The 19,497-nt window shown below is 65.4% G+C and carries 20 protein-coding genes; 15 read left to right on the forward strand and 5 right to left on the reverse strand.

The annotated features are described in order from the left end of the window. Window positions 1–72 precede the first annotated feature (72 nt). The 5 genes from EAE28_RS12910 (at window position 73) to EAE28_RS12930 (ending at window position 5,632) form a co-directional block, all read left to right on the forward strand. Window positions 73–1,503: an FAD-linked oxidase C-terminal domain-containing protein gene (locus EAE28_RS12910; RefSeq protein WP_127106882.1), complete on the forward strand. Its 1,431-nt coding sequence runs from the start codon at window positions 73–75 to the stop codon at window positions 1,501–1,503. Window positions 1,504–1,618: 115 nt separating this feature from the next. Then, a complete protein-coding gene (glcE, locus tag EAE28_RS12915) occupies window positions 1,619–2,725 on the forward strand; it encodes a glycolate oxidase subunit GlcE (protein WP_127106884.1) in 1,107 nt (368 codons plus the stop codon). Between the two features lie 3 nt (window positions 2,726–2,728). Further along, window positions 2,729–4,039 carry a glycolate oxidase subunit GlcF gene (gene glcF / locus EAE28_RS12920; protein ID WP_127106886.1) on the forward strand — a complete coding sequence of 437 codons (1,311 nt, stop codon included), beginning with the start codon at window positions 2,729–2,731 and terminating at the stop codon, window positions 4,037–4,039. Window positions 4,040–4,243: 204 nt separating this feature from the next. Then, window positions 4,244–5,026 carry a trypsin-like serine peptidase gene (locus tag EAE28_RS12925; protein ID WP_127106888.1) on the forward strand — a complete coding sequence of 261 codons (783 nt, stop codon included), beginning with the start codon at window positions 4,244–4,246 and terminating at the stop codon, window positions 5,024–5,026. A gap of 144 nt (window positions 5,027–5,170) precedes the next feature. Beyond that, window positions 5,171–5,632: an Hsp20 family protein gene (locus tag EAE28_RS12930; protein ID WP_127106890.1), complete on the forward strand. Its 462-nt coding sequence runs from the start codon at window positions 5,171–5,173 to the stop codon at window positions 5,630–5,632. Window positions 5,633–5,686: 54 nt separating this feature from the next. Here EAE28_RS12930 and EAE28_RS12935 read toward each other — a convergent pair whose 3' ends face one another. The 4 genes from EAE28_RS12935 to EAE28_RS12950 all read right to left on the reverse strand — a co-directional run bounded on the left by EAE28_RS12935 (window position 5,687) and on the right by EAE28_RS12950 (window position 9,298). Beyond that, on the reverse strand, window positions 5,687–5,929 hold the full coding sequence (locus tag EAE28_RS12935) for a DUF2798 domain-containing protein (protein WP_127106892.1): 243 nt from the start codon (window positions 5,927–5,929) through the stop codon (window positions 5,687–5,689). A 429-nt stretch (window positions 5,930–6,358) separates the two neighbouring features. Beyond that, window positions 6,359–8,326: a protein meaA gene (locus EAE28_RS12940; protein WP_127106894.1), complete on the reverse strand. Its 1,968-nt coding sequence runs from the start codon at window positions 8,324–8,326 to the stop codon at window positions 6,359–6,361. Between the two features lie 109 nt (window positions 8,327–8,435). After that, window positions 8,436–9,032, reverse strand: a complete 597-nt coding sequence (locus EAE28_RS12945) for a GNAT family N-acetyltransferase (RefSeq protein WP_127106896.1) — start codon at window positions 9,030–9,032, stop codon at window positions 8,436–8,438. Beyond that, the gene (locus EAE28_RS12950; RefSeq protein ID WP_127106898.1) at window positions 9,029–9,298 is read right to left on the reverse strand and encodes a DksA/TraR family C4-type zinc finger protein; all 270 of its coding nucleotides are present in this window, start codon (window positions 9,296–9,298) and stop codon (window positions 9,029–9,031) included. Before EAE28_RS12950 ends, EAE28_RS12945 begins: the two co-directional genes overlap by 4 nt. Before the next feature lie 117 nt (window positions 9,299–9,415). On the opposite strand from EAE28_RS12950, the gene EAE28_RS12955 reads away from it, so the two are divergent. The 9 genes from EAE28_RS12955 to EAE28_RS12990 all read left to right on the forward strand — a co-directional run bounded on the left by EAE28_RS12955 (window position 9,416) and on the right by EAE28_RS12990 (window position 17,118). Further along, a complete protein-coding gene (locus EAE28_RS12955; RefSeq protein WP_127106900.1) occupies window positions 9,416–10,108 on the forward strand; it encodes a DUF4336 domain-containing protein in 693 nt (230 codons plus the stop codon). Between the two features lie 52 nt (window positions 10,109–10,160). Further along, on the forward strand, window positions 10,161–11,603 hold the full coding sequence (locus EAE28_RS12960) for a 1-acyl-sn-glycerol-3-phosphate acyltransferase (protein WP_127106902.1): 1,443 nt from the start codon (window positions 10,161–10,163) through the stop codon (window positions 11,601–11,603). Between the two features lie 109 nt (window positions 11,604–11,712). Continuing rightward, window positions 11,713–13,002, forward strand: a complete 1,290-nt coding sequence (gene ccrA, locus EAE28_RS12965; RefSeq protein WP_127106904.1) for a crotonyl-CoA carboxylase/reductase — start codon at window positions 11,713–11,715, stop codon at window positions 13,000–13,002. A 131-nt stretch (window positions 13,003–13,133) separates the two neighbouring features. Beyond that, window positions 13,134–13,295 (forward strand): hypothetical protein, encoded by a 162-nt coding sequence (locus EAE28_RS23760; RefSeq protein ID WP_164736626.1) that lies wholly within the window; start codon window positions 13,134–13,136, stop codon window positions 13,293–13,295. A gap of 59 nt (window positions 13,296–13,354) precedes the next feature. After that, window positions 13,355–14,626 (forward strand): NAD(P)/FAD-dependent oxidoreductase, encoded by a 1,272-nt coding sequence (locus EAE28_RS12970; protein ID WP_220443930.1) that lies wholly within the window; start codon window positions 13,355–13,357, stop codon window positions 14,624–14,626. Between the two features lie 60 nt (window positions 14,627–14,686). After that, entirely contained in the window at window positions 14,687–15,526 is an 840-nt protein-coding gene (locus EAE28_RS12975) for an isocitrate lyase/PEP mutase family protein (protein WP_127106908.1), read from the forward strand. A gap of 93 nt (window positions 15,527–15,619) precedes the next feature. Next, window positions 15,620–15,922 carry a hypothetical protein gene (locus tag EAE28_RS12980; RefSeq protein ID WP_127106910.1) on the forward strand — a complete coding sequence of 101 codons (303 nt, stop codon included), beginning with the start codon at window positions 15,620–15,622 and terminating at the stop codon, window positions 15,920–15,922. A 108-nt stretch (window positions 15,923–16,030) separates the two neighbouring features. After that, window positions 16,031–16,651 carry a LysE/ArgO family amino acid transporter gene (locus EAE28_RS12985; protein ID WP_127106912.1) on the forward strand — a complete coding sequence of 207 codons (621 nt, stop codon included), beginning with the start codon at window positions 16,031–16,033 and terminating at the stop codon, window positions 16,649–16,651. Then, window positions 16,648–17,118 (forward strand): OsmC family protein, encoded by a 471-nt coding sequence (locus EAE28_RS12990; RefSeq protein ID WP_127106914.1) that lies wholly within the window; start codon window positions 16,648–16,650, stop codon window positions 17,116–17,118. The genes EAE28_RS12985 and EAE28_RS12990 overlap by 4 nt, the downstream gene beginning before the upstream one ends. Here the strand turns inward: EAE28_RS12990 and EAE28_RS12995 are convergent. Further along, on the reverse strand, window positions 17,085–17,798 hold the full coding sequence (locus EAE28_RS12995; protein WP_127106916.1) for a gamma-glutamylcyclotransferase: 714 nt from the start codon (window positions 17,796–17,798) through the stop codon (window positions 17,085–17,087). The genes EAE28_RS12990 and EAE28_RS12995 overlap by 34 nt on opposite strands. 201 nt (window positions 17,799–17,999) lie before the next feature. On the opposite strand from EAE28_RS12995, the gene EAE28_RS13000 reads away from it, so the two are divergent. Next, window positions 18,000–19,496: a carotenoid oxygenase family protein gene (locus EAE28_RS13000; protein WP_127106918.1), complete on the forward strand. Its 1,497-nt coding sequence runs from the start codon at window positions 18,000–18,002 to the stop codon at window positions 19,494–19,496. Window position 19,497 lies beyond the last annotated feature (1 nt).

Consider the following 19,497-nt stretch of genomic DNA (forward strand, 5'->3'; position numbering starts at 1 on the left):
AGGGGATTGGCGCTGGACTTTTCGGCGCAATTGGTGACATTTTCTTACCAATAAGGCGAGGAGACCCCAGTCATGCAGATGCCAGTCCCCCGGGCCGATGTCATCGCCCAGCGTGCGCGCCTGTTCGAGCAGTTGCGGGCGGTGTTGCCCGATGAAGCGGTGATCGTCGATCCGACCGAAACGCGGGCCTATGAATGCGACGGCCTGACCGCCTATCGCTGCCCGCCGCTGGCCGCCGTGTTGCCTGCCACCACTGCCGAGGTCGCCGCCGTTTTGCGCATTTGCCACGCGGCGGGCGTGCCGGTGGTGCCGCGCGGAGCGGGGACGTCGCTGGCCGGGGGTGCGTTGCCAACGGCGGATTGCGTGATTCTGGGCGTGGCGCGGATGCGCGATGTGTTGGAGACCGATTATGCCAACCGTTTCATCCGCGTGCAGACCGGGCGCACCAATCTGAGCGTAACCGGCGCGGTCGAGGCCGATGGCTTCTTTTACGCGCCCGATCCGTCAAGCCAGCTTGCCTGCGCCATCGCCGGGAATATCGCGATGAACTCGGGCGGGGCGCATTGTCTGAAATATGGCGTGACGACCAACAACCTGCTGGGCGTCACGCTGGTGCAGATGGACGGCACGGTGGTGGAGATTGGCGGGCCGTTCATGGATGCAGGCGGGCTCGATCTGCTGGGAGTGATTTGCGGCAGCGAGGGGCAGCTCGGCGTGGTGACCGAGGCGACCCTGCGCATTCTGCCCAAACCCGAGGGCGCGCGCCCGGTGCTGATCGGCTTTGATGCCAACGAAGTGGCCGGGGCCTGTGTGTCGGACATCATCAAGGCCGGTATCCTGCCCGTCGCCATCGAGTTCATGGACCGCCCCTGCATCCGCGCGACCGAAGCTTTCGCCCACGCCGGCTATCCCGATTGCGAGGCGTTGCTGATTGTCGAGGTCGAGGGCTCGGATGCCGAGATCGACGAGCAGCTGGGCCTGATCCGCCAGATCGCCGAGCGGCATAACCCGGTCGAATTCCGCGAAAGCCAGTCGGAAGAGGAAGCGCGCAAGATCTGGCTGGGGCGCAAATCGGCCTTTGGCGCCATGGGCCAGATCAATGATTACATCTGTCTGGATGGCACGATCCCGGTCAGCGAATTGCCGCATGTGCTGCGCCGGATCGGTGAGCTGTCCAAGCAATACGGGCTGGACGTGGCGAATGTGTTCCACGCGGGCGACGGCAACATGCACCCGCTGATCCTGTTTGACGCCAATAAACCCGGCGATCTGGAGACCTGCGAGGCGATGGGCGCCGAAATCCTCAAGCTGTGCGTGGAGGTCGGCGGCTGTCTGACCGGCGAACATGGTGTCGGCGTGGAAAAGCGCGATCTGATGAGTGTGCAGTTTGCCCAGGCTGATCTTGAGGCGCAGATGCGGGTCAAGGATGTGTTTGATCCGATGTGGTTGCTGAACCCGGCCAAGGTGTTTCCGCTGGCGGCGTCGGAGGGGCGGCGCGGGTGAGGTTGGGGGGCTGCTCGCCCCCCAAACCCCCTCGCCCAAGGGGGCCACGGCCCCCTTGGGGAACCCCGTGAGTATTTGGAACAAGATGATGCCCGAAGCGGGCTGGGAGGGGCGAATGCGTCCACAAACAGAGGCGGAGCTGGCAGAGGCGGTGCGCGGTGCGGCGGGGCCTCTGGTCGTGCGCGGCGGTGGCACGCGCGGCATCGGGCGACCGGTGGCGGGCGAGGTGCTGGAGACGGGCGGGTTATCGGGCGTGACGCTCTATGAGCCGGGGGCGTTGACGCTGGTGGCCCGCGCGGGGACGCCGTTGGCCGAGGTCGAGGCGGTACTGGCGGCTGAGGGGCAGCGCTTGCCCTTCGAGCCGATGGATCATCGCGGATTACTGGGGCAGGGCGGGGAGCCGACGCTGGGCGGGATGGTCGCCGCCAATGCGAGCGGGCCGCGCCGGGTTCAGGCCGGGGCGTGTCGCGACAGTCTGATCGGTGTGCGCTTTGTCGATGGCAGGGGCGCGGTGGTGAAGAATGGCGGGCGGGTGATGAAGAACGTCACCGGCTATGATCTGGTCAAGCTGATGGCCGGGAGCTGGGGCACCCTGGGGGTGCTCAGCGAGGTGGCGTTCAAGCTGCTGCCCGCGCCGGAAAGCGCCGCGACGCTGGTGTTTGACGGTTTGGACAGCGTGCAGGCCGTCGAGATGTTCGCGGCGGCGCTGGGCTCGCCGTTCGAGGTCAATGGCGCGGCGCATTTGCCTGACGGGCGTTCGGTGCTGCGGGTTGAAGGGTTTGCGAGTTCGGTGACTTACCGCGCGGGGGCTTTGGGCCGGCATCTGGCGCGGTTTGGCGCGCCGGGAGTGCTCGACAGCGAAGAAAGCGCTGCCTTGTGGGTCTCGGTGCGCGATGTGGCGCCGTTTCATAATGGGGGCGGTGATGTGTGGCGGCTTTCGGTGAAACCCACGGACGCGCCGGGGCTGGTGGCCAAGGCGGGGGGCGAGGCGCTCTATGACTGGGGCGGCGGGCTGGTCTGGCTGCGGGTCGCTGTCGGCACCGATCTGCGGGGGGCTTTGGGCGGTTTTCAGGGCCACGCGACGCTGGTGCGCGCCAGTGCGGACACGCGGCGGGCACTCGCTCCGTTCCAGCCCGAACCCGCGCCGGTGGCGGCGCTGACCCAAGGTCTGCGCGCCAAGTTCGACCCGCGCGGCATACTGAATCCCGGGCTGATGGAGTAAGCCATGCAGACAACCTTCACGCCCGATCAGTTGCAAGTCCCGGCGCTCAAACGCGCCAATGAGGTGCTGCGCGCCTGTGTGCATTGCGGCTTTTGTACCGCGACCTGCCCGACCTATCAGGTGCTGGGCGACGAGTTGGACAGCCCGCGCGGGCGGATCTATCTGATCAAGGACATGCTGGAACAGGGCCGCCCTGCCGATGCCAAGACGGTCAAGCATATCGACCGCTGTCTGAGCTGCCTGTCGTGCATGACCACCTGCCCCTCGGGCGTGCATTACATGCATCTGGTTGATATTGCCCGGGATCATATCGAGAAGACCTACAAGCGCCCCCTCGGCGACCGCTTTCTGCGCTGGGTGCTGGCCAAGGTGCTGCCGCATCCGACGCGGTTCCGGTTGGCGCTGCTGGGGGCCAAGTTCGGGCGGCCCTTCGCCTTTCTGATGCCCGACGCGCGGCTCAAGGCGATGCTGGCGATGGCGCCACGGGTGATCCCGCCGGTCAGCCGCAACGACGCGCCGCAGGTCTTTGCCGCGCAGGGCGCGCGGCGGATGCGCGTCGCGCTGATGACCGGCTGCGCGCAGCGGGCGCTCAACACCGATATCAACGACGCGACGATCCGCGTGCTGACCCGGCTGGGCTGCGAGGTGGTCGTTGCCCGGGGCGCGGGCTGCTGCGGGGCGCTGACCCATCACATGGGCAAGACGGACGAGAGCCACGCGGCGGCGGCAAAGAACATCCGCGCATGGATGGCCGAGGTGCAGGGCGCGGGGCTGGATGCGGTGGTGATCAACACCTCGGGCTGCGGCACCACGGTCAAGGATTACGGCCATATGTTCCGCAACGCTCCGCTGGCCGCCGATGCGGCGGTGATCGCGGGACTGGCGAAGGACGTGAGCGAAGTGCTGACAGCGCTCAAGCCCGAGGGCGCTGCACCGGAGCCTTTGCGCGTCGCCTACCATGCGGCGTGTTCGCTCCAGCACGGCCAGCAGATCAAGGATGCGCCCAAGGCGCTGCTGAAACGGCTGGGGTTCGAGGTGGTCGAACCGGCAGACGCGCATCTGTGTTGCGGGTCGGCGGGGACGTATAACCTGCTGCAACCCGAGATTTCGGGCAAGTTGAAGCGCCGCAAGGTGGCGACACTGGAGGCGAAGGCGCCCGACGTGATCGCCGCCGGGAACATCGGCTGCATGATGCAGATCGGCTCGGGGACGGGGGTGCCGGTGGTGCATACGGTCGAGCTGGTGGACTGGGCGACGGGCGGCGTGCGGCCGCGGGGGTTGGGCGCGCGGGGCGGGGTGCCACGTTTGCGGTGACCGGGTGGTGGGGTTTAACCCCACCGCGCATGGTACAAACCTGAACCCTCAACTATCCGCCTGCCGCGGACGCCAATGCAAAATAGGAAAGACGTAACCCGCCGGACTTGGCGGGCGACAAGCAGGCGAACGCCTTCTTATTCCGCCGCATTTCGGCCACCATCCCGTTGCATTCTCGCGCTGATCCCGTAGAGCCTGCCCCGTATGCGCACCCTCGTTCTGACCCTTGCCCTGCTCCTTCCCCTGCCGGCGACAGCGCAGCAGGACAGTCGTTTGCAGCCGCTGCAGACCGCCGATGCGAGCCGGGGATGGGAGGCGGTCGGTCGGCTCAACATGCAAGGCGTCGGGTTTTGCACAGCGACTCTGATTGCACCGGACCGGGTTCTGACGGCGGCGCATTGTCTGTTTGACCGGCGCACAGGCGCGCGGCTGGAGGATGCGCAGCTGGAGTTTCTGGCGGGCTGGCGCACCGGCCGGGCCGAGGCAATCCGCGGCGTGCGGCGGGCGGTGATCTGGCCGGAGTTCGACTTTGCGGCGGGGGCGGCCATCGGCAATGTGCCCTCGGATATCGCGGTGCTGGAACTGGATCGTCCGGTGCGCACCACGGCGATCCATCCTTTCGACGTCGGCAATCATCCTGTGGCGGCGGGTACCTCGGTCGCGGTGGTGTCTTACGCGCGCGAGCGCGCAGAAAGCCCGTCGATCCAGCAAAGCTGCCAGGTGCTGGACCAGCGCACGGACGGGGTGTCCGTGTTTACCTGCGACATCGACTTCGGTTCCTCGGGCGCGCCGGTTTTTGCCGAAGAGGCAGGCGAGCTGCGGATCGTGTCGTTGATCTCGGCGCGTGTCGAGGGGCGCGACACCCCGATGTCGCTGGGCATGCAGCTGGACCGCCGCGTGCGCGAACTGGAAAGCTCGCTGGATGCCGGCCGCGCGGCGCAAGGCCCGCAGGGTGCGCGGGAATCGGCGCGGTTCGTGCGGCCGTAAAGCGCGCATCGCGACCTCTTGAAACGTCGCAAATGCCTTCCCACATCAGGGATACCGGACGCCCAGACGGGGTTCGGTATCCTGACGCCCGGCCGGCAGACCGGCGGGCAACACTCTGACATCGCTTATCAAAGGATGACTCCCATGCGTGCTTTTGACCGGACCCCCCTGTTTCGTGCCTCGGTTGGTTTTGACCAGATGGCCGATCTGATGGACCGTGTTCTGGCTGCCGAACCCGTGCAGCCGACCTACCCGCCCTACAACATCGAAAAGACCGATGAGAACGCCTATCGCATCTCGATCGCCGTCGCCGGGTTCGCGGCTGACGAGCTGAGCGTCGAGATGAAAGAGAACGGCCTGACCGTCTCTGGTCGCAAAGGCGAAGACACTGCCGAGCGCAGCTACCTGCATCGCGGCATCGCCACCCGCGCGTTCGAGCGCCGCTTCCATCTGGCCGACCATGTGCGCGTGACGGGGGCGACCCATGCCGATGGCATGCTGCACATCGACCTTGTGCGCGAGATCCCCGAGGCGCTCAAACCGCGCCGGATTGAGATCGCGCGGGCCAGCGAAGCCAGCCAGTTGGTGGACGCGTCGGCGGCCTGACGGCGTTTTGATGTGAAAACGGGGCGCATCCTGCGGGATGCGCCCTTTTTGCTGTCAGCCGTGCAGGCCGTCGCGCGGCGGGCCAAGCACCCGACCGGCCATCCAGAAGGCCAGCGGACTGACGCCCAGCGACAGCACAAAGGCGATCGGCCAGGCGGTGATAAACGCGCCGAGCCAGATCTTCAGAAAATCTGGCGCGGCGCCGGCGTGCACGAAGCCCATGATGCCACTCATCAAGAAGGCCATCAGGCCCGAGATGAACAGCTGAGCGAGGAGGATAACTTTTCTGGACTGCATTGCAGCTCCTTTGCAGAGGAAGGGGCACGCAGCGCAGACGCGACAGCACCCCCGGGATCGGGTCGGTGCTGGGGGTTCGAAACGACTAAATCCCGCTATGCGGGGGCCGGGGTAACCGTACCGGCCAACCATTTTTCAGCTTTAGCTGTTTATGCGGCGCACGCTTTCAGGGCAAGGGAAACAACCGACCGGTGACCTTGTGGAGAGCCCTGCGGGCTCGTTCCCTTTCGTGCGTTTGAGGGGGCCAGCCCCCTCTGGCCCGTTCCGGGCCATTCACCCCCGGGATATTTGTGGACAGATGATGCACAGTTAACAAAGCGTAAACGCCCCATCATCTGTCCTTAAATATCCTGGGGGGTGAATTCGGCAGCGCCGAAGAGGGGGGCAAGGCCCCCCTTTGCGCCGTTTGTCGCGGACGCTGGCGCTGATTTACTGCGCGGCCACCGGGTGGTCGGCGACGAGGCCGACGATGTCCATCATGATCCGGTTCAGCTCGAAGTCCTTGGGCGTATAGACGGCGGCGACGCCGAGGGCGCGCAGGGTGGCGGCGTCGTCGTCGGGGATGATGCCGCCGACGACCACCGGCACGTCGCCCAGGTCGGCGGCGCGCATACGCTCCATCAGCTCGACGACCAACGGGACGTGGCTGCCCGAGAGGATCGACAGCCCGACCACATGCGCCTCTTGCTCCAGCGCCGCCGCGACGATTTCGGCGGGGGTCAGGCGGATGCCTTCGTAATGGATGTCCATGCCGCAGTCGCGCGCACGGGCGGCGATCTGTTCCGCGCCGTTGGAATGGCCGTCCAGCCCTGGCTTGCCGACGACGAATTTCAGCCGGCGGCCCAGTTGAGTGCTGACCGCATCGACGGCGGCGCGGATCTCTTGCAGCCCTTCGGTGCGGTTCGACGGGTTGCGCGAGACGCCGGTGGGGGCGCGGTATTCGCCGAAGGCCTTGCGCACCACGAGTCCCCATTCGCCGGTGGTCGCGCCCGCCTTGGCCGCTTTGATCGAGGCGGGCATGACGTTCGCGCCTGATGCCGCCACCGCGCGCAGTTCTTCCAACGCGGCCTGCACGGCAGCTTCATCGCGGCTGTTGCGCCAGGCGGTGAGGCGGGCGATCTGGTCGGCTTCGGCATGCGCGTCGGCAACCATGATCGCGCCGTCGCCGGTGGTCAGCGGTGAGGGTTCGGTGGTGGTGAAGCGGTTCACGCCGACGACGGTGGTTTCGCTGCTTTCAATGCGCGCGATGCGCTCGGCATTGGCGTCGACCAGACGGCCCTTCATGTATTCGATCGCCTGCACCGCGCCGCCCATGTCGTCGATCAGCGCCAGTTCGGCCCGCGCGCCGTCTTTCAGCGCCGCGACCTTGGCGGCCACGACCGGGTTGCCGTCGAACAGATCGCCGTATTCCAGCAGGTCTGTCTCATAGGCCAGAATCTGCTGCATTCTGAGCGACCATTGCTGATCCCATTTGCGCGGCAGCCCCAGCGCCTCGTTCCAGGCGGGAAGCTGGACAGCGCGGGCGCGGGCGTTTTTCGACAGGGTGACGGCGAGCGCCTCGATCAGGATACGGTAGACGTTGTTCTCGGGTTGCTGCTCGGTCAGGCCCAGGGAATTGACCTGCACGCCGTAGCGGAAGCGGCGATAGCGGGCGTCCTCGACGCCGTAGCGTTCAAGGCACAGCTCGTCCCACAGCTCGGTAAAGGCGCGCATCTTGCACAGCTCGGTGACGAAGCGGATGCCGGCGTTGACGAAGAAGCTGATGCGGCCGACCATCTCGGGGAAGTGCTCGGCGGGGACTTTGCCCTTGAGGTCATCGAGCACCGCACAAGCCGTCGCCAACGCGAAGGCCAGCTCCTGCTCGGGCGTCGCGCCGGCCTCTTGCAGGTGGTAGGAACACACGTTCATCGGGTTCCATTTGGGCAGGTGCTCGCGCGTATAGGCCGCGACATCGGTGATCATCCGCAGGGAGGGTTTCGGCGGGCAGATATAGGTCCCGCGCGAGAGGTATTCCTTGATGATGTCGTTCTGCACCGTGCCCTGCAGTTGGGTGACATCCGCGCCCTGCTCCTCGGCCACAGCAATATAGAGCGCCAGCAGCCACGGCGCGGTCGCGTTGATGGTCATCGACGTGTTCATCTGTTCCAGCGGAATCGCGTCGAACAGCATGCGCATGTCGCCCAGATGGCTGACCGGCACACCGACCTTGCCGACCTCGCCGCGCGCCAGTTCGTGATCGCTGTCATAGCCGGTCTGGGTAGGCAGATCGAAGGCGACCGACAGGCCGGTCTGCCCTTTGGACAGGTTGGTGCGGTAGAGTTCATTCGAGGCCGTCGCCGTCGAGTGGCCGGCATAGGTGCGAAACAGCCAGGGCTTGTCCTTGGGGGTCTGGGTCATGCTTGGCCTCCGATTGCTGCAACCGCTGCGCAATATTCTTGCCAAGTGGATGCCGCACACGCAAGATCGTGTCAAGGCGGAATTTGCTGCAACGCGGCGTCGCCAAAGGTCAGCGCGCGCCCGCACCCGCGACCGGAAACTCCATCCGCAGGGCCGAGCTGAACCCGAACAGCCAGCGAAACGGCCCCAGTGACTCGCGTGAGACCGGCGCAAAGCCTTCGCGGCGATAGAGCGCCTCGGCGCGGGGGTTGGTGTCGATCACATCCAGCCGCACCACCCGGTCGCCGCGCTGCGCGGCCTCGGCCTTGATCGCGGCCAGCAAGGCCGTGCCGACACCCTGACCGCGCGCCTGCGCGCTGACGCAGATGCCGTCCATCTGCAACACGCCCGGTTCCAACTCTCGCTCAAGCAGTGCCAGCAGCGGACCGCGCCAGAGCGCGCCGGGCCAGCCGTAGACCCGCGCGAGATCCGCCAGACCGCCCGCAACCAGACCACCGGCGTCGGTTTTGAAGCCCGCGAGGCCCAGCAACTGGCCGTCTGCATCCACGGCGCTGATCGCAAACTCGGGCACGATGACCTGCGCGAAGAAACGCAGCGCCTTATCCTCGGGCCGCATCAGACGGCCCAGCTTGCCGCCGAAGGCCTGCCAGTAAAGGGCGGCGGCGGTGTCGATCTGGTCCGAGGGGATGCCGTGGATAATCTTCATTTCAGCTGACTGTCCTTGCTGCCACGGCGGTTGATGCCGCCGCGCGGTTTGAAGGCTGCGTCTCGCTCATTCTGGCAGTCGATGCAGAGCGTGACGCCCGGGATCGCGCTGCGCCGGGGTTCGGGGATGGGCTCTTCGCACTCGGTGCAGTGCGTGCGGCTTTCACCCGCCGGGCGTTTTTGCGCGCGCAGCCGGGCGAGTTCGTCGCTGATCGACGCCTCGATCTGCTCGTTCACCGCGCCGTCTTTTGCCCATCCGCCTGCCATGGCCGCATCCTTTCGCTCTGCCCTGTAAAGGTAGGGTCGCACCCGGAGGCTGAGAAGACCCGCTGTTGTTCTTCTTTGCAGAGGGTTTTACCGTCGGCGCAAAGGAAAGGCCCTGCCATGCCCCGACTTCAGCCCTTTGCCCCCGATCTCTGGCTGGCCGACGGCACGCCGATCACCGCCGCGCTGGGGTTTCGCTATCCGATTCGCATGGCGGTGTTGCGCTTGGGGTCAGGCGGGCTGGTGCTGTGGTCGCCGGTGCAGGCCGAACCAGACCTGCGCGACGAGATCGCGGCGCTGGGGCCGGTTGAGGCGATCGTCGCGCCCAACGCGCTTCATCACGTGTTTCTGGGTGAATGGGTCGAGGCGTTCCCGCAGGCCGCCCTCTACGCCGCGCCGAAACTGCGCGCAAAGCGACCCGATCTGTCGTTTGCCGCCGAGCTACCGGACCAGACGCCTGCGCATTGGGAGGGGCAACTTGACGCCGTGCTGGTGCCCAATTCCATCGCGCCCGAGGTGGTGCTCTTTCACCCTGCCAGCGGCACAGTCCTGACCGCCGATCTGCTGCAAAACATGCCCGCCGACTGGTATCACGGCTGGCGCGCGCTGATCGCGCGGCTGGACCACATGACCGGGCCGCTGCCGGGCGTGCCGGTCAAATTCCGTCTGGCGATGCGCAACGATGTGGCGCGGGCCGGGTTGCGGCGGCTGCTGGACTGGCCCGCCGAGCGGGTGGTGATGGCGCATGGAACACCGGTGGCTGAGGGTGGGCGTGCCTATCTGGCCGGCGTCTTTGGCCCCATGCTGCGTTAGGTCGCGTGCGCGGTGCATTGTCCCCGGCCTCGCTTGGTGACACTCTCGCGGCATGTTCCAACGTGTTGAAATCCCGCTGTGGTTGCTCAGCCTGATCCTGCTCTTCGCAGCGGTCGCGTTTCTGTCGCATTTTCTGTTCCCCTCGGTCCGCTGGTTCCTGCGCCGCCGGATGGAGCGCGCGGTCGAGGAGCTGAACAAGCGGCTTGAGCGCCCGATCCAGCCGTTCAAGCTGATGCGGCGGCAGGATAATGTGATCCGGCTGGTCTATGACCCGCAGGTGATGGCCGCCGTCGCCGACTATGCGCGCGAGCAGGGCATTCCGCGTTCTGTCGCCTTCGAGATGGCGCGCCGCCATGCGCGCGAGATCGTGCCGGGGTTTTCAACCGCCACCTATTTCGGCTTCGCCATCCGCGTAGCGCGGGGTCTCAGCCGGTTGTTCTATAAGGTGCATCTGGGGCGCGGCGATGCGCAAACGCTGCGCGACATTGACCCCAAGTCGGCGGTGGTTTTCGTCATGAACCACCGCAGCAACATGGATTATGTGCTGGTGACATGGCTGGCAGCGGATCGCTCGACGCTCAGCTACGCTGTGGGCGAATGGGCGCGGGTCTGGCCGCTCAGGGCGCTGATCCGGGGGATGGGCGCGTATTTCATCCGGCGACGCTATTCCAGCACGCTCTACCGTGCGGTGCTGGCGCGCTATGTGCAGATGTCGGTGCAGGAAGGCGTCACGCAGGCGATGTTCCCCGAAGGCGGGCTCAGCCTGACCGGGGCGGTGGGGTCGGCCAAGAAGGGTTTGCTGCACTACATCGTGCGCGCCTTCGAGCCGGACGAGGAACAGGACGTCGTCTTTGTTCCCGTTGCGCTGAACTATGACCGGGTGCTTGAGGATGAGGTGCTGATCGCGGCCGGCACAACCGGCAGCCGCCGCTTCCGGCTGCGGCTGGGTGAGGCGGCGGGGTGGTTCTTCTGGATCCTGTGGCAAAAACTGCTGCGCCGGACCAGCACTTATGGCCACGCGGCGGTGTGCTATGGCGCACCGTTGTCGCTGCGCGCGCATCTTACCGGCCAGACCGATATCGGATCCGAGCGCAGCACCGAGGTGTTGGCCGAGGAACTGATGACCCGAATCCGCGCCGCCGTGCCCTTGCTGCCGGTTCCGCTGACCGCTGCGGCCATGACGCGGCTGGGCGGAAGCGCCAGCCTGCTGGAACTGGAGAGCGGGGTCAGCACGCTGGTCGACGAAGCGCGCGCCAAAGGGGCAACGTTGCACCTGCCCGGCGGCACCGTGGTCGAGGCCGTTCGTTTCGCTGCCGAGGCGCTGCAGCGCCACAAGATCGTGCTTCGGGACGCGGACGTGTTGCGGATCGCGCCGGGCAAGGAGGCGGCGTTGGCCTATTACGCGGCATCGGTTGAGCAGCGGCTTTCCGAACCCGGTGCCGATCTTTCCGAGGGGCTGGTGCCCCTGACACTCCCGGATGTCACCGAGACATAAAGTTTCAATACTGACGTTTGTGGGGTTGCATTGTTGCGCGACCGATTCTATGCATGCTGCAACTGCTGCATGATTTCTGCATTGCGGCACAGTGAATCAGGAGTGACTCATGGCGCTTGATGTGAATCCCGGTATCGTCCCCTACGATGCACCCGAAAAAGACCTCTACGAGATCGGTGAAATGCCGCCGCTGGGCTATGTGCCGCCGAAAATGTACGCGTGGTCGATCCGCCGCGAACGTCACGGCGAACCGGACAAGTCGTTTCAGGTCGAGGTTGTCGATACCTGGAAGATCGACAGCTACGAGGTGCTGGTTCTGGTGATGGCTGCGGGCGTCAATTATAACGGCGTCTGGGCTGGTCTCGGCGTGCCGATCAGCCCGTTCGACGGCCACAAGCAGCCCTACCACATTGCCGGTTCGGATGCCTCGGGCATCGTCTGGGCCGTTGGCGACAAGGTGAAAACCTGGAAAGTCGGCGACGAGGTGGTCATCCACTGCAATCAGGACGATGGCGACGACGAGGAATGCAACGGCGGCGATCCGATGTTCTCGCCCACCCAGCGCATCTGGGGTTATGAGACGCCGGACGGCAGCTTCGCGCAGTTCACCCGCGTGCAGGCGCAGCAGCTCATGCCGCGTCCCAAGCACCTGACCTGGGAAGAGGCCGCCTGCTACACGCTGACGCTGGCTACCGCGTACCGGATGCTGTTCGGCCACCACCCGCACGAGCTGAAGCCGGGCCAGAACGTGCTGGTCTGGGGCGCGTCGGGCGGTCTGGGTTCCTTCGCGATCCAGCTGATCAACGCGGCGGGGGCGAATGCCATCGGGGTGATCTCGGATGAGGACAAGCGCGAGTTTGTCATGGGGCTGGGCGCCAAGGGCGTGATCAACCGCAAGGACTTCAAGTGCTGGGGGCAGCTGCCCACGGTCAATACACCCGAATACAACGAGTGGCTGAAAGAGGCGCGCAAGTTCGGCAAGGCGATCTGGGAGATCACCGGCAAGGGCGTCAGTGTCGACATGGTGTTCGAGCATCCCGGCGAGGCGACCTTCCCGGTTTCGGCGCTGGTGTGCAAGAAGGGCGGCATGGTGGTGATCTGCGCGGGCACCAGCGGCTTCAACTGCACCTTCGACGTGCGCTACATGTGGATGCACCAGAAGCGCTTACAGGGTTCGCATTTTGCGCATCTCAAACAGGCCTCATCGGCAAACCGCCTGATGATGGAGCGGCGCATTGATCCGTGCATGTCCGAGGTGTTCCCTTGGGCCGATATTCCCGCCGCGCATGTGAAAATGTTGCGCAATCAGCATAAGCCGGGCAACATGGCGGTTCTGGTGCAAGCACCGACCACGGGGCTGCGCACCTTCGAGGACGCGCTCGAAGCCGGCCGCCGCTGAACCCTCGCAGAGACGTCCGGTCAGGGACCACCCTTCTGGGTGGTCCCTTTTTGTTCGCAAAACTTGCGGTGCGAAACCTTTTCTAAACTCTGTGGTCTCAGGCTCTGCTCCAGGTAACAAGGAGCAGCGCGGTGCCGCATGAATGGATGTTCAGGACGCTTGAAAACCTGCAGAGTTATGCGCGTCTGCATGGCATGGAAAAACTTGTCGAACATCTTGATCAAGGGCGCCTTTTAGCCGAGCTGGAGATCGCCAATCAGGGGCCGGTTCCCCCGCGTGAACATCTGCACTGACCCATTGCAGGGCGCGCGCGGCTGGCCTAGCTTGGCGCTGATTTCAGCCCGAGGGCATCGTGCTTTCTTATCCCGATACGTTCTACAGCCGAACCTTGGCTGACACCCGGTCACGGCCTCTTTTGCACGGCGATATCACTGCCGATTGCGTCATCGTGGGCGCGGGATTCGCGGGTCTGTTCACCGCGCTGACGCTGGCGCGGGGCGGCATGCGGGTCGTCGTGCTCGACTCGCAGTCGGTGGGGTTCGGTGCGTCAGGGCGCAACGGCGGCTTTGTGTCCGACGGGTTTGCCAGCAGTGCGGCGGCGATCCGCCAGCGCGTCGGAACACAGCATGCGGCGGCCTTGCAGGCGCTTTCGGTCGAAGGGGTGGACATCATGCGCCGGACCATCGCCGATCTGGCGATCCCCGGGGCAGATCCGGTCCCCGGCATCCTGCGCCTGCGCCGTTTTGACCGCGCGGCGGACCTGCAGGCCGAAGCGGGCGCGGACAGCCCCTATCTGGACCGAACGGTGATCGGGGCGCACATACGCTCGACGCGCTATCTGCACGGGATCGAAGACCGCAGCGGGTTCCACATCCACCCGCTCAACACCCTGCGCGGCATCGCGGTCGAGGTTGAGCGCCTGGGGGGCCGGATCTTTGAGAACAGCCCGGTGATCGGCACCGATCTGAACGGGCCGGTCAAAAGCGTCAGCACGCAGCAGGGCCGCGTCACGGCCGAGCGGGTGGTCTTTGCGATGGGCGGCTATACCGGCCCGCTGGTGCCGCGCCTGCGCCGCGCGATCTTGCCGATTGCCACCTATGTGATGGTCTCGGAACCGGCGCCTGATCTGCTGGCAACCGCCATCCAGACCCGCATGGCCATCGGCGACGACCGCCGCGCCAGTGACTATTACCGGCTGGTTGCGGATGGCCAGCGGCTGCTCTGGGGCGGTCGGATCACCACCCGCGCCGCCAATATTCCCGGCATCACGCAGTCCCTGCGGGCCGAGATGCTGGGCGCATATCCGCAGCTCGCGCCCCTTAAGACCGAACTCGCGTGGAGCGGGCTGATGGCCTATGCGCGCCACCGCATGCCGCAGATCGGCAAGCTTGGCCCCAAGGTCTGGTACGTGACCGGGTTCGGCGGCCACGGGCTGAACACCACGGCAATCGGCGGCACGGTTCTGGGCGAAAAGCTGTTGGGGGAATCGGATCGCATCGCGTTGTTTGCCGAATACGGGCTGGACTGGGCCGGTGGCCCTGCCGGGCTGGTCGCTGCGCAGGGCACCTATTGGGCGTTGCAGGTGCAGGACTGGTGGCGCGAGCGCGCGGCGGTGCGGGGTTAAATGTTCCCTTTGCGTTCTTTCTGAGCTAGGCTTCCGCGAAAGGCCACGCGGGAGAGAGCCATGGATCAGACGGCAAAATTCGAGGCTTTTCAGGCCCTGCACGCGCGCGACGGGGCGTTTGTCGTGGCGAACCCGTGGGATGCGGGGTCGGCCCGTCTGCTGGCTCATCTGGGTTTCGAGGCTTTGGCGACCACCAGCGCGGGCTATGCGTTTTCGGTCGGGCGGCGCGACTCGTTCGCCGGGTTGAGCCGCACGGAGCTGCTGGAGAACGCCCGCCAGATCGTCGACGCCTGCGATCTGCCGGTCAGCGTCGATCTTGAGGACGGCTTCGGCCCCGCGCCCGAAACCTGCGCCCAGACGATCCGCCTGGCGGTGGAAGTCGGGCTGGTCGGCGGCTCGATCGAGGATGCCACCGGCGATCCCGCCGCGCCGATCTACGATCTGACCCATGCCGTCGAACGGGTCCATGCCGCCGCCGAGGCGGCGCGGGGCCTGCCGTTTCTGCTGACCGCGCGGGCCGAGAATTTCCTGTGGGACCGCCCCGATCTGGAAGACACCATTGCCCGGCTTCAGGCCTTCGCAAAGGCCGGGGCGGATGTGCTTTATGCGCCCGGCCTGCCCGATCTGGCCGCGATCCGCGCCGTCTGTGCGGCTGTGGACAAGCCGGTCAACGTGGTGATGGGCCTGAAAGGGCCGCGCTATTCGGTGGCTCAACTGGCCGCGGCCGGGGTGCGGCGGATCAGCGTCGGCGGCTCTTTTGCCCGGGCGGCATTCGGCGGATTGCAGCGCGCGGCGCAAGAGGTGCTGGGGGCAGGGACGTTCAGCTATGCTCAGGACGCCATGTCCGGCGCCGAACTGACCGCGTTGATGTCCGACGACAGGCCGCAAAGCCGGCTCTGACGGGAAGCGGCAACTTTGTTTGAACCTTGTGCGGGGAACGCCCGACACAAGAGAGCCCATTGTGGGTTTTTTTTCAACCAAAGGACTTTCAGAATGATCCGTTACATTGCCATCACCGCCACCGCCCTCAGCATCGCCACCGCCGTTCCTGCCAGCGCCGGTCCGATCACCACACTGGGCGAGTGCTACACCGCCGTGCTCAACTGGTGCGTCAACACCTTCCCTGATCATGCCGACGAATGCGGACAATCCTCGGGTTTTGATGCCTGCGATGAGGAATTCGGCAATGCCGCACACAGCACGGGCCTGAGCATCCAGCGCACCGGCCCCGTCATACCTGCGCGCACCTTTGCCCGCCTTGTCGCCGGTGCCCGACTGGTGCGCACCTCGCGCTGATCTGTTTCGTCTGTGTGGTCGAAAGCCGTCAGGCCCCAACGGGTTCTGGCGGCTTTACTTTTGCCGGGGGCTGTCGTCCAAAGGGCGCGTCAAAGCGCCTGAGGGTTTATGTTTGCTGCCGTGTTTGCCGGGTTCCTGACCGGCCTCAGCCTGATTGCCGCCATCGGCGCACAGAACGCGTTCGTGCTGCGCCAAGGGTTGCGGCGCGAACATATCGGCGTGGTCGTGGCACTGTGCGCCGGGTCCGATGCGCTGCTGATTGCCGCCGGGGTTCTGGGCTTCAACGCGGCAGCGGACCGCCTGCCGTGGCTTGAGCCGGTGATGCTGTGGGGTGGGGTGGTGTTCCTGCTGGTCTATGGCGCGCTGCGGTTTCGCGCGGCGCTGAAAGGCGGCGAGGCGCTGGCCGCCGCGCAGGACGCGCCGGTGCCGCTGCGCCGGGTGGTGCTGACCTGCCTCGCGCTGACATGGCTCAACCCGCATGTGTATCTGGACACGTTGGCGCTGCTCGGCGCGCTGTCGTCGCAATATGCGCCGCACGAGGGGCTGTTTGGCTCGGGCGCGATGGTCGCTTCGGTGGTGTTCTTCGCCGCGCTTGGCTACGGGGCGCGGCTGTTGGCACCGGTGCTGGCGCGGCCCCGCGCCTGGGTGGTGGTTGAGCTCATGATCGGCGCGGTCATGTGGGCGATTGCGGTCAGTCTGATTGTGCAAGCGATGGGAGCAAGTTCATGAAACATCACGCCTATTCCTCAAAGATTCGCTGGACCGGCAACACCGGCGAGGGCACGGCGCATTACCGCGCCTATACCCGCGACTGGCAGGTGGCGGTGCCGGGCAAGCCGGTGATCGAGTGCTCGAATGACCCGCTGCTGGGCGGGAACAAGGGTCTGATGAACCCCGAGGACATGCTGCTGAGCGCTTTGGCGGGCTGTCATATGCTGTGGTATCTGCATCTGGCATCCGAGGCAGGGATCGTGGTCACCGCGTATGAGGATGATCCCGAGGGCACCGGAGAGCTGGCGCCCGACGGTGCCGCGCGCTTCGTCGGTGTCACACTGCGCCCCCGGATTACTGTCAAACCGGGCGCGGATCTGGCGCGGGCCGAGGCGATTCACCATGAGATCCACAAGGTCTGCTTTATCGCCCGGTCGGTGAATTTTCCGGTTCAGATCGACGCTGCGTTCTCGATCGAGGGCTGATCAGCGGGGCGTTCGGGCAGCCGTTCCAACCGCTCGGCCACCATCGCCTGCAACCGCCACAGATGGCTGTCGTGGATGCCGACCTCGGCCAGATGTTCGACGGTGTTGAGCAGGTATTCGGCCATCGTGCCGATGGTGCCGACGGAGGTCGCCAGCTTGTCTGCGACCTCGTCGATGCAGCCCTCGGGGCAATAGGCCACCCAGCTGCGGTCCATGGTAAAGGCTATCGCCCGCACCACGCCCTGATCCGTCTTGCAGCGCACCCAGCTGGGCGGGCGGGGCGGCTCTTTTTGCAAGAGTGACACCAGATCGGCGTGCTCGTTGCCCGGCTCCATCCGCAGCGCAACCCCGTGGCACGACCCGCCGCGATCCAATGACAGCATCTGGCCCGGTGCCTCGGGCGAGCCACGAAAGCGCAGCATCGGCCCCAGACAGAAGCTGCGGTGCCAGCCGTGGATCAGCGCCGCGCGCCGCTCGGCCACGGGCATGCGCGGGTTCCAGATCAGCGAGCCGCTGGCAAAGACCCACAGGCCCGACGGATCGGCCTGCGCCAGAAGCTGAGTAGCCATGTCGGTGTAGTAGGCGTCCGGCGTCGGCTCGTCCGGCAGGGGCCCTTCCGATTCCACGCGGGGCGGGAGGCGGTCGACAAGGGCGCGGGTCAGTTTGATCGAATGAGGCATGCCCAAAAGCTAGGCGCGGCACTGTAGCCGGTCGAGAGAAATGCCTGTGCGCTGCTGCACGGGCAGGGCTGCAGGAATGCGCGGACCGGTGATGCTTAATTTTGCGGCGTTTTGAGAAGATGGTTGACAGATGCGCCTTTTGACGGAATCATGAGTTCAATAACGGTATCTAAATTCCGCGGGCGCATTGGGGGGAGAACCATGAGTCACGACGTGATCAAGACCTTTACCGGCAACATCGAGGCCGGCGATCACCCTTATCTGCAAGGCCCCTGGGCGCCCTTGCATGAAGAGGTCAATGCTGATGACCTAATCGTGCTTGAGGGCACGGTGCCTGACGACATCGACGGGGTCTACCTGCGCAACACGCAGAACCCGCTGCATCAGGCGCTGTCGCGCTATCACCCGTTCGACGGTGACGGCATGATCCACATGGCGGCCTTCCGTGATGGCAAGGTGCAGTATCGCAACCGATATATCGAAACCAAGGGCTTGCAGGCCGAGATTGAAAGCGGCGAGCGGCTCTGGGCCGGGCTGATGGAGGCTCCAAGCCTGTCCAAACGCCCCGGCTGGGGCGCGCATGGGGCGATGAAGGATGCCAGCAGCACGGACGTGGTGGTGCACGCGGGCAAAGCGCTGACGACCTACTTTCAGTGCGGCGAAGGCTACCGGCTGGACCCGCTGACGCTGGCGCAGGCGGGCGTGCCCGAGTGGTCGCCCGAGGATGGCATCTCGGCCCATACCAAGGTCGATGAGCAGACCGGCGAACTTCTGTTCTTCAACTACTCGAAAAAGCCGCCCTACATGCATTACGGCGTGGTCGACCGGAACGACCAGCTGGTGCATTACACACCGATCCCGCTGCCCGGCCCGCGCCTGCCGCATGACATGGCCTATACGCAGAACTACGCGATCCTGAACGATTTTCCGCTGTACTGGGATCCTGAGGCGCTCAAGCAGGACAAGCATGTCGTGCGCTTCTACAAGGACCAGCCGTCGCGCTTTGCGGTGATCCCGCGTCGCGGTGGCGTGGATGATATTATGTGGTTCGAGGCCGCGCCGACCTTCGTGCTGCATTGGCTCAACGCCTATGAAGAGGGCGACGAGATCGTGCTGGACGGGTATTTCCAGGAAGACCCGATGCCCACCAACTACGAGGGGGCGCTGCCGGGCTATGAGCGGATGATGTCCTACCTCGACCAGTTCAAGATGGGCACCAAGCTGCACCGCTGGCGCTTCAACCTGAAGACCGGCAAGACGACCGAGCAGCGGCTGGACGACCGGATCATGGAATTCGGCATGTTCAACCAGAAGTATGCCGGGCGTCCTTACCGCTATGCCTATTCCGCGCTGCAGGTGCCGGGCTGGTTCATCTTCAACGGCTACCTCAAGACCGATCTGCACACCGGCGAAAGCTGGGAGATCCGGCTGCCCGAAGGGCAGTTCGCCAGCGAAGCGCCCTTTGCGCCGCGGATCAATGCCAAGGATGAGGATGACGGCTATCTGGTCACCTTCATCATCAATGAAACCACCGGCAAGTCCGAGGTCGCGCTGATCGACTGCAAGCGTTTTTCCGACGGGCCGATCTGCCGGGTGCAACTGCCGCATCAGATGGCCTCAGGGACGCATTCGTGCTGGGCCAACGGCGTTGATTTTCGCGACGGCGGCATTCTGGCCCGCGCCGCGATGGGAGGATAAT

Origin of the sequence: Pararhodobacter zhoushanensis, from assembly GCF_003990445.1 — a bacterium.
In the GTDB taxonomy this organism is placed as follows: Bacteria; Pseudomonadota; Alphaproteobacteria; order Rhodobacterales; family Rhodobacteraceae; genus Pararhodobacter; species Pararhodobacter zhoushanensis.

Coding starts and splice junctions, on each gene's coding strand:
- EAE28_RS12910 (WP_127106882.1), top strand. CDS start 73: ATGCAGATGCCAGTCCCCCGGGCCGATGTCATCGCCCAGCGTGCGCGC.
- glcE (WP_127106884.1), top strand. CDS start 1,619: ATGCGTCCACAAACAGAGGCGGAGCTGGCAGAGGCGGTGCGCGGTGCG.
- glcF (WP_127106886.1), top strand. CDS start 2,729: ATGCAGACAACCTTCACGCCCGATCAGTTGCAAGTCCCGGCGCTCAAA.
- EAE28_RS12925 (WP_127106888.1), top strand. CDS start 4,244: ATGCGCACCCTCGTTCTGACCCTTGCCCTGCTCCTTCCCCTGCCGGCG.
- EAE28_RS12930 (WP_127106890.1), top strand. CDS start 5,171: ATGCGTGCTTTTGACCGGACCCCCCTGTTTCGTGCCTCGGTTGGTTTT.
- EAE28_RS12935 (WP_127106892.1), bottom strand. CDS start 5,929: ATGCAGTCCAGAAAAGTTATCCTCCTCGCTCAGCTGTTCATCTCGGGC.
- EAE28_RS12940 (WP_127106894.1), bottom strand. CDS start 8,326: ATGACCCAGACCCCCAAGGACAAGCCCTGGCTGTTTCGCACCTATGCC.
- EAE28_RS12945 (WP_127106896.1), bottom strand. CDS start 9,032: ATGAAGATTATCCACGGCATCCCCTCGGACCAGATCGACACCGCCGCC.
- EAE28_RS12950 (WP_127106898.1), bottom strand. CDS start 9,298: ATGGCAGGCGGATGGGCAAAAGACGGCGCGGTGAACGAGCAGATCGAG.
- EAE28_RS12955 (WP_127106900.1), top strand. CDS start 9,416: ATGCCCCGACTTCAGCCCTTTGCCCCCGATCTCTGGCTGGCCGACGGC.
- EAE28_RS12960 (WP_127106902.1), top strand. CDS start 10,161: ATGTTCCAACGTGTTGAAATCCCGCTGTGGTTGCTCAGCCTGATCCTG.
- ccrA (WP_127106904.1), top strand. CDS start 11,713: ATGGCGCTTGATGTGAATCCCGGTATCGTCCCCTACGATGCACCCGAA.
- EAE28_RS12975 (WP_127106908.1), top strand. CDS start 14,687: ATGGATCAGACGGCAAAATTCGAGGCTTTTCAGGCCCTGCACGCGCGC.
- EAE28_RS12980 (WP_127106910.1), top strand. CDS start 15,620: ATGATCCGTTACATTGCCATCACCGCCACCGCCCTCAGCATCGCCACC.
- EAE28_RS12985 (WP_127106912.1), top strand. CDS start 16,031: ATGTTTGCTGCCGTGTTTGCCGGGTTCCTGACCGGCCTCAGCCTGATT.
- EAE28_RS12990 (WP_127106914.1), top strand. CDS start 16,648: ATGAAACATCACGCCTATTCCTCAAAGATTCGCTGGACCGGCAACACC.
- EAE28_RS12995 (WP_127106916.1), bottom strand. CDS start 17,798: ATGCCTCATTCGATCAAACTGACCCGCGCCCTTGTCGACCGCCTCCCG.
- EAE28_RS13000 (WP_127106918.1), top strand. CDS start 18,000: ATGAGTCACGACGTGATCAAGACCTTTACCGGCAACATCGAGGCCGGC.